This window comes from Acinetobacter sp. Ac8, from assembly GCF_055392545.1.
The window spans coordinates 3,817,155-3,833,511 of the sequence record NZ_AP043689.1 but is presented as its reverse complement, the minus strand read 5'-3'; the positions used below and the strand labels follow the sequence as shown (position 1 = coordinate 3,833,511).

Here is a 16,357-nt window from a genome sequence, read left to right as displayed (position 1 = left end):
AGAATGAAAAAATTATTATTGATATGCTTTTTTTTGACGGTATCAGGTCTATCTTTTGCTGGGAAACAAATTGATCTTGCTAACTTTCAAAAAACAATAACTAAAAATCCAAAAATTAATATTAATTGCCAAATAGATAATTTTTCCCTTATGAGTACAGATCGAGACTTTAGCTCAAAACTACAATCAACATTAAACACGTTTGGTTCAATGCGAATACAAGATTTCGATAAAGGCGATTGCGTTCAATTATCTAATTTTCAGGATAATATATTTACTACTTATATTTGGCAGAATCAAAATAGTATATTTGATACTAAAGTTGACTTATTTATAGCTTACAACCTAAAAAGTAAGGATTTACTAGGTGTAATTATCGATCAAAATAAAAATGCTTATGTATTGGGAGATAATAAGGGTGAGCTGAAACAAGCAATAAAATCCAATCCAATATATAAGAATAATCTATATGGCGTTAATTTAGACTCATCACTGAACTTTTCGAATTTCTCTCAGATTAATAGTGAAGATAGACTAAAAAGAATGTCAAGCACTGAATCATTTGTTTATAATGTACAAAATGCTGCAATAGATGATAAAGAATGCAATATAGATAATTTTAAATTACTAGAGACAGATAGTAAATTCAAAGCAAAAATGTCAATGCACTTAAGCGAATTTGGAGGATTAAGGATAAATGATTTTGATATGGGAGAGTGTTTAAATTCCAAATCTGTCACAAATGGTTTATTAATTACAAAGTTTTGGCAAAAAAATAAAGATTTTTATAATAACAATTTATCCTTATATGTCGCCTATAATGTATACGAAAATTTAGCCCTATTGGTCATTGTTGATGATGATGAAAAATCATATTTATTAGGTGATAATATTCAAACTTTAAAAAATAGTTTATCTAATAATGAAAACTTAAAAGATGACTATAAATTATCTTACGATTATTCAAAATTAAATTTTAATGATTTTAAGAAAAAAATAGATTCTCAAAAGATCAGAGATAAAGAGGTTGAGAAGATACTCAATCCTGATTGGGTATATAGTTGTAAAAAAGATAGATTTACCAATGATAAAAGTTGCTATCTATTTAAGAAAGATTTGTCATTGATTTACTTGAATGGTGTGTTTGGCGTGGTGGTGGGAGGGAACCACTTTCCAAGTTCTACTGGTAGCTTGAAAATTGATAAAAATGCAACTTTAAACGCAAAAGAGGGTAAATTCTTTTCTAATACATTAAGTATTATTAATCAATTAAAGAATGGAAAAGTTGCTTACACTAGGTATAAAAAATGGCCTTATGAATACAATGTTGATAATGAAGTGGAACTCGAAGGCTTTAAGAAAAGCTTTGATGAAATGATAGCTGCTTACAAGAAACTTTAAGAACCTAGAAGTTAAAAAACCCTCCTAAGAGGGTTTCTTTAATTCAATTATTTAAAGTTATGTTATTGAACTGGGTATTTCTATTTGACTATTCATCAATTAATAGTTAATTATAGGTAACCTTTTTATTTGGGATAATTACTGTTGAAATCAGTATGTTATAGCTCATGAATAATAAAACTATAGATTTTAAACCCTTAAAAATTGTTGCAACTCCTGGTCATATAAAAACTTTGGCAGAAGCATCAGCAGTTAAAGCGTTATGTGAACTAATTTGGAACGGTTTTGATGCTTCATCTCAAGTTGTCTCAGTGAAATTCAATATAAATGCTATTGATGGACTTGAGACAATCACTGTTGAGGATCAAGGGGAGGGAATTCCCTTTAAAGATGCGCAAACTTTCTTTGGGGAGATCGGGGATTCATGGAAAAAAATTAAAAAAGAAAACTACCATCATCCTTTGCATGGGCAAAATGGAAAGGGACGCTTCAAAGCATTTTGTTTGGGAGCAGATATTGAGTGGAAAACTACATTTGAAGATAAGAATTTATTTAGTACTTTTTCAATTATAGGAAACCACAATCATATCGAAGAATTTAAAACAAGCTCACTAGAGAGTAGCATTAAAGGTCAAAAGGGTACCAAAGTAATCATATCAAACTTGTATAAAAAGGCTGATGAATTACGCAAGGATAAAACAATTAATGAAATTACAAAGAGTTTTGCAGTATTTCTTACAGAGTACCCAAACTTACAACTAAATTTTAACGGTCATAAGATAGACCCTAAAAGCGTTCAAATTTGTTCAAAAGACTACGATTTAACAGAGGACTGTCTTGAGATAACATCTCATCCTGTTAAATTAACTATTATTGAATGGAATATAGAAACAGAAAGAGTAATAAATTTGTGTTCAGCTAAAGGAATTTCTTTAAATGAATATGAACCTAAAAACAGAATCAAGGCAAAAGGTTTTAATTTTACAGCATATTTAAAAAGTGAATATTTTCAAGAGCTAGAAAATCAAGGTGCTTTAGCATTAGGAGTTTTCGAACCATCTGTAGGCAGAATAGTTGATATTTCTATACAGACTATTCAAGAGCACTTTAGAAAGAGGATTGCTGAAAAATATAGTGGTATTGTTCAGGAGTGGAAAGATCAAAATATTTATCCTTATGATGATAAATTCAATAGGAATTCAGTTGAAAAAGCTGAGCAAGAAGTATTCGATATTCTTGCCGCAAATGTACAAACTTTTTTACCTAATTTTGATAAAACCGAAAAAACTTCTAAGAAATTTATGTTTAAATTAATTGCTCAAGCTATTACTGAAAATCCTGAATCTGTTCAAAAAATTATTACAGAAGTATTGGAATTAAAGAAAGAGGATCAAGATAAGTTGGCTAATTTACTAGATAATACTGAACTTTCTTCAATTATCTCATCAGCAACAATCGTGGCTAATAGATTAAACTTTCTCAATGAGTTGGAAAATCTTTTATTTGGCGAAAAGACTAAAAAAGTATTTACTGAAAGAGATCAACTGCACAAAATTCTTGAAAATGAAGCTTGGATTTTTGATGAAAATTTCACCTTATCTCAATCTGAAGAGCGCTTACAAGAGGTATTAAAAAAGCATATCTCTAAACTTGGTAACCGTGAAGATCCTGTTGAAAGCATTGATCCAGTTTATCTATCTGATGGGAGAACGGGTCGTATTGATTTGATGTTAAGCAAAGTTAATCAAACTCGACATGGTGAATTTGATTATTTGATTGTTGAATTAAAAAGACCATCTAAGAAAATTGATGATGATGTAATTGTGCAAATTAAAAAGTATGCAGCGGCTGTAGCTAATGATGAGCGATTCCACGAAGTCCCAGCCAAGTGGACTTTTTTGGCAATCTCAAATGAACTGGATGATTATGCTAAAGATGAAGCCAATCAAAGAAACAAGCCTAAAGGATTAATTCATGATTCTGCTCAGCACAATATCACAGTTTGGGTTAAAACATGGTCGGAACTTATTACAAATGCAAGAGCTAAACTACAATTTATTAACGAGCATTTACAGTATGAAGTTACACAAGAAAGTTCTCAAAAATATTTAAAGGAAGTGCATGAAAAGTACATTCCTAAAGTTTAACAATGATTGCAATTTATGATTTTAATATTCCTTGTAAAAAAGCACCCTAGGGTGCTTTTTATTCATGCATTTGTCGTGGGCGAATTACGAGTTGCTTAATCATTTCTTGCAATTGATTTATTTGCCCTTTTTGCTCATGCAATAATATTGTTAATACTTCAATGTTTTCTGAATCACCTTTTATTTGTTTGAAACTCTCTTCCAATCTTGCAACCATCTCCGCACTTTGAGAGCGGTTATTGTGTTCAGCAGCTTCTTCTATTTGTTTTTTTAGTTCAGGCGGGACACGTAATCTAACGATTGTATGGTCGCTTTGATTGCTCATAATTACCTCATGCCACAAAAAGTGGCAAAATGTTGTTTTGATCTATTTACAATACCACAAAGTGTGGCTATAGTTATTAAACGCCACAAAGTGTGGCATTAATTGGAGGTCTAGATGAAAGATCAAATTGTTTATGTCAAAGGACGTTTAGAAGGCGAACTGCATAAAGAACTGAAGGGAATAGCTGACTCTGAAAAACGCTCAATTGTGTTTCTCTTAAATGAAGCAGTTAAATTATTAATCGAAAACAGAAAGAGTGCGAAAGCATGAAATCAACAGACAACAAAAAAGCCCGTGACTTTGGCGAGCAGGGCTTGATTGATTGTCAACATTAAGGAATTAAATATGACTTCAATGAGTTTACAGCAAATAACCGTACCTTTCCACAATGCTGAATTATTTTTAGTTGAGCATCATGGGCAACCATATACACCAATGAAACCTATTGTTGAGGGTATGGGGTTAGCGTGGCAAACCCAACATCGCAAACTAACACAAGGGTATAACCAAAATGGTGATACCCCTACTAGATGGGGTGTTTCGATTATCGAAATACCTACTTTAAGTGGTATTCAAGAGATGCTTTGCATACCATTAAGAAAACTTTTCGGCTGGCTTATGACAATCAGTCCAAACAAAGTAAAACCTGAACTTCGAGATACTGTCATTAAGTATCAAGAAGAATGTGATGATGTACTTTGGGATTACTGGACAAAAGGGCATGCAATTAATCAACGTGCAGTCATTACACCAGAACAGCAAGCTTTGCTTCATGAAATTGTAGATCGCCGATCTAAGGGTGAGCGAAAAGCGTATGCTGAAATGTGGTCACGCCACAATCGACATTTTAAAATTCCACGTTATGCAGAACTTTTAACTGTTCATTTTCCAGATTCAGTTCATTATTTAGAAACAATGGAGCTCAAAACTAAATTTGAAAAGCCACAGGAAGCTAATGCTTTAGAAACACTCCAATCATTTGTAGAAAATTTGGCGCACCGTTATCCAGCCTTGCAAAATCCAATAGCCCATGAAATTGCAGTCAAGTTTGGTGATTTTCTTAAATACCAGAACACGGATGATGAGCGACTTGTTTACCATGTTTTAATTAGTAAGGGCAAAGTGTCAGTGATGCCTGAAACAGTACATCATACTTCGGTTGATATTGTGAAGTTAGCTGATGCTTTTAAACCTCTACATGACTATATGATGGGTTATGAAATAGTTAAACAAGCAGGATATCTCAAGAAGCTTGAGTTGAAAACTGTGCCTCGTTAAAGATACAAACCTCCTTCGGGAGGTTTTTTATTGCGCCATACACTGTCGCAAGTCCCTTAACTTCCATTGTTTCTGTACTATAAATAGATCAAAATAGTCTCACGTAATTATTAAAAATATTTATAAAACATATAGATAAAATATAATTACGTAAAATTAATTATAAAAGGAAAATTCAATGAGCACTATAACAACAGTAGAAAGTATTGCGGAATTATTAGCTATTCAAAGCCCAGTGGATGGGCAAACGGTGTTAGTGAATTCTTACCAAATAGGGAGCGGTAAAGGAGGGGGTAATTTTAAATATGAATCAACAAAATTAAATTTGAATGATGGAGGTATTCATTTTAATGGATGGATAAGATTGGAAGCAACAAAACATAATGTTTATGATTTTGGCGCTTATGGTGATTGGAATGCGACTGCACAAACAGGCCATGACGACACTGTTGCGTTTCAAAAATATGCAAGCTATCTAGTCAATAATGAAAATAATCCGAGAGCTGGTGGTTCGCGCATTATGCGTGTATTGGCAGGTAATTATCGGTTAAAAGGCTTCACAATTAGTCAGGGAATGGCTTATTGGTCATTCAATTTAATTGGGGAAGGACAATTATCACAACTTTGGTTTGATCCAGAGGGACAGGGGATTATTCTTCAAAATGAAAACACCGAAATAAAAAATATTTTTTTTAATGGGAGTTTAACAGCTAAGTATCCTGATCAAAATAATCCAGCTATCCCATATATAATACAAGCAAAACTACCAAGTAAATATTTAGATGTAGATATCCTGTGTGAAGGTGTAAATGTTGGTTGGTTTAGTTGCTTTGCTCGTGTATCTGGTAGAGGCTTCACATTTAGAAATGGTAGTGCTGGAATGGGTGGAGAAAGGGCATTACTAGAAATTGCTTGTGATAATGACTTAATAGTTGCTGGTGATGTACAAGCAATGCATTCTCTAGAAAGTAGTATGAGGCATTATAAAATTATTAATAATCGTTTTGATGTTTGTAGCCTATTAGTTAATATTACTGGTGAGCATAAATTAAAAGATTACATTAATGGTTTAACTATTTCAGATAATGAAATTACACTTGCTGGAGTTCTAGTAAAGTCTAATGATTGTACTTTAATTAGCCCGGTATACCGAAATAATATTTCAATAGCAAGCCACAGAAGTTCAAATTTTTCTGGGGTCTTTGATATACCAAGAGCAAAAAATGTTAGTGACATAGGTAATTCTTGGAATAATATTATTGCTGAAAATAATATTGCAAATGAACGTTCGAAAGGAATTTCATTTATTCATAGATATACAGATATTGATGGCTTATTAATTCTTGGAACATCATCAAAGGACTTAATTTATGGTGTAGTAAAAACAACAGGTTTAACTAAAAATATTAAAATTTCAAGTAATAGTTTTGTGGGTTTTGGTGATCTGCAAAGTAATGCCTGTATTCTACAATCTTCTGCGGAAGTATCAAATATTGAAATAATCAATAATACTATCCTTTCAAAAAAACAACTACCCAAAAAATATATTGATGCACCATTAATAGGTAATAAATCTGTTTTTGTAAAAAATAATATTACTGATTCTGATTTTCCAGATGAGCGATTATCTTATAACCCAAATTTACTTATAGACGGTTCTTTGAGTGCTGGTGTAAATATTTTGAATTCTGTTGGATACTATGAGATTGATGGTAAGTTTATTAATGTTTATACAAGTCTACTATTTAGCTCTACATTAAATTCGGGCTTAATTTCAATAAGCTTGCCAATTACAGCAGTTCCTGAGAATAAATTTATTTCTAATTATATTTCAGGACATGGTGTTGTTAATCAAATTATTGGATTTAATTTAAATAATAATATTAATATATTGGTGAATGCAAATACAGAACAAAGGGCAAATTTAATGCTTCTGAATGCACCTTTAAATATTTCAGCAAAGATAGCTTCAAATATGTTGATCATTGCTTCTTTTCGATATAAATATAAGGACTAAGTTTTATTAAAACCAACCCACTCACCCGAGTGGGTTTTTTTAATAGGTTCTCTATCTTTATTTATAGTGGCACATAACCAATTGATAAAAAGTAATCAAAACATTAGTATTTTGATAGCATTACGAGATACTAATAATGGATATAGATAACTTTTTAAAGAATAATTTACTAGCGGGTCGTCTTTGTGAAGGAGCACAGCAAATTCAAGGAGGTCAACACCCTTTGTGGCAGGGATTTGTTTCTACTAGAGATTCTGAGGTCGAAGCCTACATTAAAAATTGTCAAAATCCAGATGCTCTACTTGTGGAAATTATAGTTGATTCTGATCACTGACTTTAAGTGATTAGGTATCATATAATTATTAGTTGTAAAAAAAATTGTGCAATATATTGATTAGGATGAAAATTGACTAGTTATTTACCTCAGTGGCTAATTGATATAGCCACAATTATTAGTTATTTAAGTTTTGCGATTACCATTGCTGTTTGGTTTCAAACTAAACACATACGTTCTTCTTTTCTAATAAGAGCAAGATTGCCTGAAGTAAATAAAGAATTAAGGATCGTATCATCAAATATTTCTTCACATATACTCAAATGGACTGAAGAAAGTAAACTTGTTCATCAACAACTTTTGGTTAGTAAAGCTTTGATTGAAAATTTGATGCCAAAGCTCCCTGATTCACACAAAAAAAAGTGTAAAGAATTCGTCTATAAATTATCTCAAAGAAAGTATTTCTTCTTAGTTGGGAGAATTTCTGATATTGATGAAGATGAAGCATGGAAACTTTATACTGAAATGAGCGAGATAACAACAATGCTGATACAATTAGAAAAAGACTCAAAATGGGATTAATTCATGCTTACAGACAATAAATCGATACAGCTTATAACCAAGTTATTACGTGAGACCGCTGCAGGTGATATTAAATGGGTACTAACATATCCACCTAAATCACTAATTTCTGCTACAGAGGATGAAATCCATTCATATTTCCAAGTTAATTATAAAGATAGAATAATTGCTATTTTTGAACGTAGAAGTAGATATTATTATGATGAACATGCATTTTATTGGACTAGTCAAACTAGTTTTGCAATTTTAGATAACTTTGAAAATCTTATTTGGGAGTTTACACAATCCGCTCCTATACTTGAAGAGTTGTTTAAAGTAGTAAGATTGCAAGTGGCTGATATAGATAGCCTATTAGATAATTTATTATTTTGATTTTAAATTGAATATGTAAGCTAAAATGTAACATCAAGCAATTAATATTTAATAATAATTTTCATTTTTTCAATCCGCCTCTCGGCGGTTTTCCTACTTTTGCCTAATGTTTATCCAAATTGCTTCTGTTAATATAGTTACGAGAATTAACAAAGTAGTTACATTATGAGAAAAGTAGTTTTGTTTTCATTTTTGGCCTTGTCTGGCTGTGCTCAAGAAGATCCAAATAGTAAGCCTGTTTATGGTAAAGACTTAGGTTTGCCTGCTAATTGTAGAGCTTATGTTCAGGTTGCTGTGGATGAATGGAGAAAGGGAACTTATGACACAGAAACAACGATGAATGCAATTGAGCGAAATTGTGGTGAGCATGGTGCGTTGTGGGATTACAAACCAAATTAATATTAAGTAATTATACAGAGATTAAAATGAGCAATCATGCATCAACAATTATTACTACTAAATTGTCAGGCAGGTAAATTTGTTTGCAATGATGGTTCAATTAGTGGATCTAAGAAAATTTGCGGAAAATAAGCAATGGGATTTAATTTTAGAAAAAGCATTAAAATTATGCCTGGTGTTCGTGTGAATCTCACCAAAAAGGGAGTTTCAAGCGTATCTGTTGGGAAAAATGGTGCAAGAGTTAATGTGGGTAAAAAGGGCACTAGAACTACAGTTGGCTTGCCTGGGACAGGGCTATCATATTCGTCTTACTCACCTAGAAATAAGCAAAGTAAGGTGAAGGCACCACTTTCATCAAATCAAGACTCTAGAGATGCAGGATCATTTAAGGGAGTATTTAAATTCTTATTGATTTTAGCTGTCATCGTGTTCTTTCTTTACTTGATTTTCTAATGCTAGAGCCTTTTTGAAAGCACCCTAGGGTGCTTTCTTAAAACTATTAATTAAAATCATCAGTAAAAATATGGTTATTAAAAGCTCTAAAGTGATAACATATTGATGTTGTCTAAAGCTTATAGGCAACATTATAAGTATTGGAAAAATAAGTGAAATGAATAGTCAGTTAGAAATAATAGTAAAGCCAGAACTTTTGCAATGGGCTAGGGAAACTAGTGGCTTTAGTATTGCTGACGTGTCAAAAAAGTTAAAGAAAGCAGAGCAAGATATTTTAGATTGGGAAAATGGACTTGCGGCTCCAACTTATTCTCAATTAGAAAAATTAGCTTATGAGATTTATAAAAGGCCTTTAGCTGTATTTTTTCTTCCAGAGCCACCTTTAGAATCCACTCCAAAGCAAGAGTTTAGAACTTTACCCGATACTGATATTTCCAATTTATTGCCTAATACTCATATGCAATTTAGAAATGCTCGAGCATTTCAGTTAACTTTGGCCGAACTTTATAATGGAAAAAATCCTGAGAGAAGACCTTTATTTTATAAATTTGAATTAGATCCAAAAAAATCTGTTACAAAGCAAGCTGATATTATTCGATCAGTTTTGAATGCAGAAATAGAAGATCGCGCAAAATTTAAAGACGATGATGAGGCTTTAAAGCATTGGATTTCTGAAATTGAGAAACAAGGTATTTTTGTATTTAAAAATAGCTTCAAACAAAAAGAAATTTCAGGATTTTGTTTGAATGATGATGAGTTTCCTATCATCTATATAAATAATTCAACAACAAAAACAAGGCAAATTTTCAGTCTTTTGCACGAATTGGCTCATATTCTTCTTGGAGTAAATGGGATTGGCAAATTTACAGATGAACATATAGCTTATTTGGATTCTAAAGAACAAGCTCTAGAAGTATTCTGTAATAGGTTTGCTTCAGAGGTTCTAATTCCTGATAAAGATTTTAGCTATCAAATCCGAACCCTACCCGATGAGCTTGATTTGTATAACTTAGATGAAATTGTTATTAGTTTATCTAAAAGATACTGCGTTAGTCGAGAAGTTGTTTTGAGGAAATTTTTAGACTTAAAAAAAGTATCAGAGTATATATACCTAGAAAAGGTTAAGATTTGGAATAATCAAATAAAACCTTCAGGTAACGGAAATTGGTATGCAACTCAAAATGCTTATTTAAGTTCTAGGTTCACAAAAGAAGTTGTATCTAAACACTATAACCACAAGCTAAGTTTAGAAAGTGCATCTGAATATCTAGGTATAAAACCTAAGAATTTTGCAGGTCTTGAGCAAATGATTTTGAAGAGTGTCAATTAATGAATAGAACATATATATTTGACACATCTTCATTCAATAAAATGAAACATTACTACCCAGCTATATTTGAAACAGTATGGAATCATTTAGATGATCTTGTGAAGAATGGACACTTGATTTCAACGAAAGAAGTGTGGACTGAAGTCAATAATGGAAGCCCCACACCACATCTACTTGAATGGTTAAATGATTGGAAAAATCAGATTTTTACAACTCCAACGAGAGATGAACTTTTATTTGTTAGTGAGATCTTCAAGGTTAAGCACTTTCAAACACTAATTGGTAATACGCAAAAGCTGAGGGGAACTCCTGTAGCTGATCCATTCTTAATAGCTTGCGCAAAGATACACAATGGTATTTTAATCACAGAAGAAGCTTACAAGCCAAATAGCTCTAAAATACCAAATGTTTGCGAACATTTTGATGTTGAATATATGAATTTTGAAGAGCTTATGCTGGAACAAAAATGGAGATTTTAATTTCTCTTACAACGCCCACTAAATCTGTACTTAATAAATTAATTATTGTAGTCAAGAATTATACAGGTATTAAGGAAGCCCTAGATAAGAATACAAACCTCCCTCGGGAGGTTTCTTTTTGGCATAAAAATTAGTATGTTGGTCTAAATATATAAGAGATATATCATGAAAAGCTTATTTATAATTTTCTGCTTATTGGTTTCCAGTTTTTGTTTTGGAGCAGATTCTCAGGTTCAAGAAGTGCAGAAAAGCACAAATGATAAAATGTTAGCTAAATGGGCGAGGCCGCCAAGAATATTTTTTAAAGATGAAATATTAAAAGGTTACGACAGAGATGTTTTAATCTCGTTTGAAACCGATGTGACTGGCTGGGTTAAACATGCTGAGGTAATAAAAAGTAGTGGTGTGGATGATGTAGATAATTTAGTTTTACAGGCGGTGCAAAAAGCAAAATTTAGAGCTTGGAATGATTGGGATGTAAAAACTAATTACCCAGCACGCGCAAAACAACCTTTTCACTTTGCAGTTTCTAGAGATCCTAAATTCGAAAATGAACCAAGAATCGTTCTAAAAAAATCAGATTTAGAAGGTGAAAACAGATCATTAAGTATTTATTTAGAAGCTGATAATAACGGCAAAATAACTAAATCTGAGATCACCAAAAGTAGCGGATTAACTAAATTAGATAATTACATACTCAAAGAATTTAAAGATAAAGCAAGTTTTAAGCCTTTAAATATCAACGGTAAGCCTTATCCGATTAAAAAGACGAAAGAATTTTACTTTTCTTTAGATTCTGCTGAAGAAGGATAAAGTATATTTTTACAAAAATGAGAAAACTAAACCCACTCACCTGAGTGGGTTTTTATTAGACCAAATTTATGAGCAATGAAAAAATTTATCTTCCCATGGAGGCTAGCACCAAACTCAGCGCTGACAGCTTGTCAATACAGCTCAAAGTTTCAAGCCAGTGCTTTCAAAGAAACTATCTGATGGACGTAAGCATCCGCTGAACCCCATGCCTATTTTTTAATTTGAGTTGGATTTCCAGCGATGTGGTAGTAATTCTTCTATTTGGGTCGCTTTATGCGTCGGCAGCCTTTTCAGCACATCACTGAGATAGGCATACGGATCCAACCCATTCAGCTTTGCTGACTGGATTAAAGTCATGATATTTGCCGCTCGCTGTCCACTGCGCAGCGAACCTGCAAATAGCCAATTCTTACGTCCCAACGCCCAAGGTCGCATCTGGTTTTCCACCCAATTATTATCTATAGGTAGATTGCCATCATCCAGATAGCGGCTTAAAGCTGGCCAACGCTTCAGAGTGTAATTGATGGCCTTGGCGGTGGGAGAACTCGATGGCACTGTCAGATGATGTTGGTTGAGCCATTCATATAGTTGTTGCATCACTGGTTGACTATGCAGTTGTCGGTATTCGCGGCGGTCTTCCGCTGTACCATCGGTCTTTTTCCTGAGTTCTGCTTCTATCGCATACAGTTTCTGAATCATCAGTAATGCCTGTTCAGCGATCTGACTTTTCCCAGTCACATGTAGCTCATGGAATTTACGACGTGCATGCGCCATGCAGCCCACCTCAATGACATCGCCTGATTTAAAGCGTGCTTTATAACCACTGTAATCATCACAGACCAGATGGCCCTGCCAGCCATTCAGGAACTCTTCTGCATGCTGACCTGAACGGCTATCCTGAAAGTCATAGATCACCGCTTGAACTGGATTGTACTGTGTAGTGGCATAGGCCCAGACATAACCTTTCTTCGGTTTTTTCTCATCATCACCCATCCGCATGATGGTGACTGGTGTTTCATCGGCATGGATCACCCGCTGTTGCAGCACCACCTGTTTTAAGGCATTCGCCAGAGGTTCCAGTTCCACACCGCAGCGACCAATCCAGTCAGATAAAGTAGATCTGGACAGATCAATGCCCGCCCGCTGATAGATCAGGCGCTGACGGTACAGCGGCAAATGATCGGCATACTTCGATACCAGCACATGGCTGAGCAGTTCAGGTGAAGCAATGCCTTTATCAATCACATAGGCGGGCATCGCTTGCTGAGTCAGGGTGTCACACTGATCACAGACCCATTTGCCACGCACATGCTGTTCCTTATAGAACTGTGCCGGTCTGAAATGCAGTTTTTCACTGATATCTTCGCCGATACGACGTAACTGGCAGCCACAACTGCATTGGGTTGATGCAGGTTCATGCTCAATACGGATGGTGTGTAGATGATCGGGTAGCAGTCGACGTTTAGGTTTATTGGTTTTGGCTTTCTGTGTCGCTGCATCGGTTTTATCTGCATTCAGCCGCTCCAGTTCCAAATCAACTGCTGCGATATCCTCTTCAACCGCTTCGTCCCACAGATGGATTTGTTTTGCGGTGAGATGTTCGTTTTTACTGCCAAATTTGTGCTGTTTAAATAGTGCGAGCTCATGCTCGTATTTTTGATTGAGAATAGAAAGATGTTGAACTTTAGAATCTAATTGCTGATTGGTGACTTCAAGATGTTGAACTCTGGCATCTAATTGCTGGTTTGATTGTGCTAGAGACTGATGCTGCAGCGCCAACTGTCTGGTGAATTCCAGCAGTTGTTCATGGGTCAGTTGGCTTAAGTCAGGCAGCGTATTCATGACCGCAGTATGCCTGAGGTCATGAAGATAATGAAATAGAACGTTTGGAGGATGGCAGAATGGTCGAGCTTGGTTTAGAGCATATTCACCACTTGCTGCAATCCAATTCTCTGCCAGGGCAAACCTTGGATTAATGCCTGTAACTGTTCCGGGCTGAGGGCCACGGTTTCACCTTGGTGAACTTGAGCCCAGTGAAATTTACCCTGTTCCAAACGCCGGGCACACAGCCAGATGCCCAGTCCATCATGTACCAGCACTTTCATGCGATGGCCACGTTTATTACAGAACAGGTAAGCACAATGCGGTTTGATGTAGCCAAAGGCTCTCACCACCTGAGCCATGGCCGTATCCATACCTGCACGCATGTCCATGGGCTGAGTAGACAACCAGATTTCATCAATGCGGATCATGTTGCAAGTGCCTTGAGTAATTCTGCCAAGGCAGGTATTTCTGATGTCTGCCATTTCAAGCCAATTTCTGCTTTTGAGTGGGGTAAAGTAATTTGAACCGTTAACATGTCAGTAGGAGTAGGATCTAATGGTGCAGAGCAAGATAAGGCAATAAATGCAGGTTTATTCGGTAGTGGTGAGCGATCATTCCCTGGCTTACCATCAATTAAGCGAATCCATTTGGATACAAGATTTGTATTCAATCCATGTTGCAAAGCGACCGAAGCAATTGAAACGTCCGGTGCTTTACAAGCCTGAACGATCTGCTGTTTAAATTCAGCACTGTATGTTCTTCGTTTTTTCGCAAGAGATGCGATGGATGTCTGGTGATTTGTAGTCATAAATTTTAGTCCCCACTTGTTTTTAAGTGGGGACTAAATTAAGGCTTATAGGATGAATTCATAAGGTGTGTTCAGCGGACGCTTACTGATGGACATGTAGATGTGGCAGAAAGACTGAGGGTGGAATGGCCATTAGATTAAGGGCTGATATGTATAACACCTATTTTGTTACATAGCAGCTAAATTGATCAAAAGTTGAACTATTGATGACATTCACATAAGAGATTTAAGTTAAACAAGCACCCTAGTTAAGGTGCTTGTTTATAGTTATTTATCTATTCTTTTTAATGAGTTAAAACCAACAATATATGCATACAAACTTGATGGCTTGAATGTAAATAATTCATCTCTATATGTCAGCTTATCATCTATAGTTTTACTAGTAACTAAAATAGACTCAGTATGTATATTGGGGTTTTTCCGTTTAAAGCTTATGCAGTTATCTAGTTCTTTATGATCAGTAAATGGTCGGTCTGTCCATTTAATTTCGATGAACCATAGCGGCTTCTGTAAATTACTTAGGTAAACAATGTCAATTTCACCATTATCCCATCTTGCATAATACAATGAATCTATGTCACCGTGTTGCCATTGACTATAGATTGCTGTCTCTGTCAACGCTCCCATATGTGAAGAATCTGGCTCTATTTGTCCAAATAATGCTGCTCTCATAGATGGATTAGTTAAATATATTTTAAAGAAGTTTGCTCTTTTAAAACGTTTAGAGTTGTTATCAATCCTTTCAACTCTTTTGATTAAGAAAGCTGCTTCTAGATATTCTAAGTAACGTTTAATTGTATTTTTCGCTACACCTGAATCCTTCGATAAGCCATCTAAAGATACTTCCTGTCCTGTGTTGTAAGCCAGAGTTGTAAATAGTCTATTTAATTCTTGAATATCATTAATACCATATAGACTAGGCAAGTCTCTTAAAAGGACCTTGTCTATAATGTCACTTTTAATATATTGTGACTGATTTTCTCGAATAGTTTTAGAAAAAACAGTTTCAGGATACCCACCATAATTTAGATAATTAACAAATTCTTTGTTTAGATCTTCAATATTATTTGTAGTGTATTCGTGTTCATCATCACTATCTTCATCATCCTCAATATAATTAATTAGATCAGATTCTTTTCCTATAAAAGATAGATATTCAGCAAATGTTAATGGTGGAAGTATGTAATCACTAAATCGCCCAGCACCAGATTCATTACTTTTTAAACGTAGTGCAGCCGCCGCAGATCCTGTTACCACAAACTTATAGTCTGGATATGAGTCTACTAACGATTTTAGGTGTACTTCCCAATCTCTTAGGTATTGAATCTCATCAAAGTATATATATAGTTCATCATGTCTTTTATGGTCATGTAATGAGTTGAAAATATTTAAAAGTTTTTCTAATCCAATACCTGTATAAATAGGCGTTTCTAAGGATAAAAATAAGATTTTTTTGTGATCAACTGAGTTTTGATGAATTAGCTCATGAATACTTTGCATAACCATCACAGTTTTGCCAACACGCCTTGGTCCCATTAAGACAAGTGCTCTGTTCACAGAACGATTTAGGATATTTTCATAAAAGCTAAAAAAGTATTTTCTTTTGGGGTGTTGGCTATGATTAATAGCAGTATTTCTATCTTCCCACCATGGATTATCAAATTTCAGTCGCGCTATGATTTCATTTTCAGAAATAGTTAGCATAAGGAATACTCTAAATGTGTTGTCGACATAGATTTATAATACATCAAAAAACACAAATAAGATCAGAGCTCTGATCTTATTTGTGTTTTTTGATGTTTCAAAATATTATATAAATTAAAGTAGGATATCTCATGATTCTTTAATTTCCCTA

Annotated in this window: 18 protein-coding genes; 13 read left to right on the top strand and 5 right to left on the bottom strand. The window is 34.3% G+C overall.

Going from position 1 to position 16,357, the window contains the following annotated elements; translation table 11 throughout:
- The first annotated feature begins 3 nt into the window (after positions 1-3).
- Positions 4-1,401, top strand: coding sequence for a hypothetical protein (locus tag ACZ5QH_RS18050; protein WP_303577998.1), 1,398 nt, complete (start codon positions 4-6; stop codon positions 1,399-1,401).
- A gap of 167 nt (positions 1,402-1,568) precedes the next feature.
- Positions 1,569-3,548 carry an ATP-binding protein gene (locus ACZ5QH_RS18045; protein ID WP_303577997.1) on the top strand — a complete coding sequence of 660 codons (1,980 nt, stop codon included), beginning with the start codon at positions 1,569-1,571 and terminating at the stop codon, positions 3,546-3,548.
- Between the two features lie 58 nt (positions 3,549-3,606).
- Here ACZ5QH_RS18045 and ACZ5QH_RS18040 read toward each other — a convergent pair whose 3' ends face one another.
- Positions 3,607-3,873, bottom strand: coding sequence for an Arc family DNA-binding protein (locus ACZ5QH_RS18040; RefSeq protein ID WP_303577996.1), 267 nt, complete (start codon positions 3,871-3,873; stop codon positions 3,607-3,609).
- 114 nt (positions 3,874-3,987) lie between these two features.
- Between ACZ5QH_RS18040 and ACZ5QH_RS18035 the strand changes: the two genes are divergently transcribed.
- The 11 genes from ACZ5QH_RS18035 to ACZ5QH_RS17985 all read left to right on the top strand — a co-directional run bounded on the left by ACZ5QH_RS18035 (position 3,988) and on the right by ACZ5QH_RS17985 (position 11,870).
- On the top strand, positions 3,988-4,143 hold the full coding sequence (locus tag ACZ5QH_RS18035; protein ID WP_303577995.1) for a hypothetical protein: 156 nt from the start codon (positions 3,988-3,990) through the stop codon (positions 4,141-4,143).
- 75 nt (positions 4,144-4,218) lie between these two features.
- Positions 4,219-5,151, top strand: a complete 933-nt coding sequence (locus tag ACZ5QH_RS18030) for a phage antirepressor N-terminal domain-containing protein (RefSeq protein WP_303577994.1) — start codon at positions 4,219-4,221, stop codon at positions 5,149-5,151.
- Positions 5,152-5,329: 178 nt separating this feature from the next.
- Positions 5,330-7,168: a hypothetical protein gene (locus tag ACZ5QH_RS18025; RefSeq protein WP_303577993.1), complete on the top strand. Its 1,839-nt coding sequence runs from the start codon at positions 5,330-5,332 to the stop codon at positions 7,166-7,168.
- Between the two features lie 136 nt (positions 7,169-7,304).
- Positions 7,305-7,502: a hypothetical protein gene (locus tag ACZ5QH_RS18020; protein WP_303577992.1), complete on the top strand. Its 198-nt coding sequence runs from the start codon at positions 7,305-7,307 to the stop codon at positions 7,500-7,502.
- Positions 7,503-7,574: 72 nt separating this feature from the next.
- The gene (locus ACZ5QH_RS18015; protein WP_303577991.1) at positions 7,575-8,024 is read left to right on the top strand and encodes a hypothetical protein; all 450 of its coding nucleotides are present in this window, start codon (positions 7,575-7,577) and stop codon (positions 8,022-8,024) included.
- Positions 8,025-8,027: 3 nt separating this feature from the next.
- Complete coding sequence (locus ACZ5QH_RS18010; RefSeq protein WP_303577990.1) at positions 8,028-8,396, top strand: hypothetical protein; 369 nt, start codon at positions 8,028-8,030, stop codon at positions 8,394-8,396.
- Between the two features lie 165 nt (positions 8,397-8,561).
- Positions 8,562-8,795, top strand: a complete 234-nt coding sequence (locus ACZ5QH_RS18005) for a kynureninase (protein ID WP_244013205.1) — start codon at positions 8,562-8,564, stop codon at positions 8,793-8,795.
- A 135-nt stretch (positions 8,796-8,930) separates the two neighbouring features.
- Positions 8,931-9,248 (top strand): DUF4236 domain-containing protein, encoded by a 318-nt coding sequence (locus ACZ5QH_RS18000; RefSeq protein ID WP_303577989.1) that lies wholly within the window; start codon positions 8,931-8,933, stop codon positions 9,246-9,248.
- Positions 9,249-9,405: 157 nt separating this feature from the next.
- Entirely contained in the window at positions 9,406-10,578 is a 1,173-nt protein-coding gene (locus tag ACZ5QH_RS17995) for an ImmA/IrrE family metallo-endopeptidase (protein ID WP_303577988.1), read from the top strand.
- The gene (locus ACZ5QH_RS17990) at positions 10,578-11,057 is read left to right on the top strand and encodes a PIN domain-containing protein (protein ID WP_303577987.1); all 480 of its coding nucleotides are present in this window, start codon (positions 10,578-10,580) and stop codon (positions 11,055-11,057) included. The genes ACZ5QH_RS17995 and ACZ5QH_RS17990 overlap by 1 nt, the downstream gene beginning before the upstream one ends.
- A 165-nt stretch (positions 11,058-11,222) precedes the next feature.
- A complete protein-coding gene (locus tag ACZ5QH_RS17985; protein ID WP_303577986.1) occupies positions 11,223-11,870 on the top strand; it encodes a TonB family protein in 648 nt (215 codons plus the stop codon).
- 216 nt (positions 11,871-12,086) lie between these two features.
- Here ACZ5QH_RS17985 and tnpC read toward each other — a convergent pair whose 3' ends face one another.
- From tnpC to ACZ5QH_RS17965, 4 genes are all read right to left on the bottom strand, one after another.
- Positions 12,087-13,712 (bottom strand): IS66 family transposase, encoded by a 1,626-nt coding sequence (gene tnpC / locus ACZ5QH_RS17980; protein WP_068532879.1) that lies wholly within the window; start codon positions 13,710-13,712, stop codon positions 12,087-12,089.
- A 74-nt stretch (positions 13,713-13,786) separates the two neighbouring features.
- Positions 13,787-14,122, bottom strand: coding sequence for an IS66 family insertion sequence element accessory protein TnpB (gene tnpB, locus ACZ5QH_RS17975; RefSeq protein WP_068523813.1), 336 nt, complete (start codon positions 14,120-14,122; stop codon positions 13,787-13,789).
- Positions 14,119-14,502 carry an IS66-like element accessory protein TnpA gene (gene tnpA / locus ACZ5QH_RS17970; protein ID WP_034589178.1) on the bottom strand — a complete coding sequence of 128 codons (384 nt, stop codon included), beginning with the start codon at positions 14,500-14,502 and terminating at the stop codon, positions 14,119-14,121. Before tnpA ends, tnpB begins: the two co-directional genes overlap by 4 nt.
- A gap of 267 nt (positions 14,503-14,769) precedes the next feature.
- Positions 14,770-16,206: an ATP-binding protein gene (locus ACZ5QH_RS17965; RefSeq protein ID WP_303577555.1), complete on the bottom strand. Its 1,437-nt coding sequence runs from the start codon at positions 16,204-16,206 to the stop codon at positions 14,770-14,772.
- Positions 16,207-16,357: the final 151 nt, after the last annotated feature.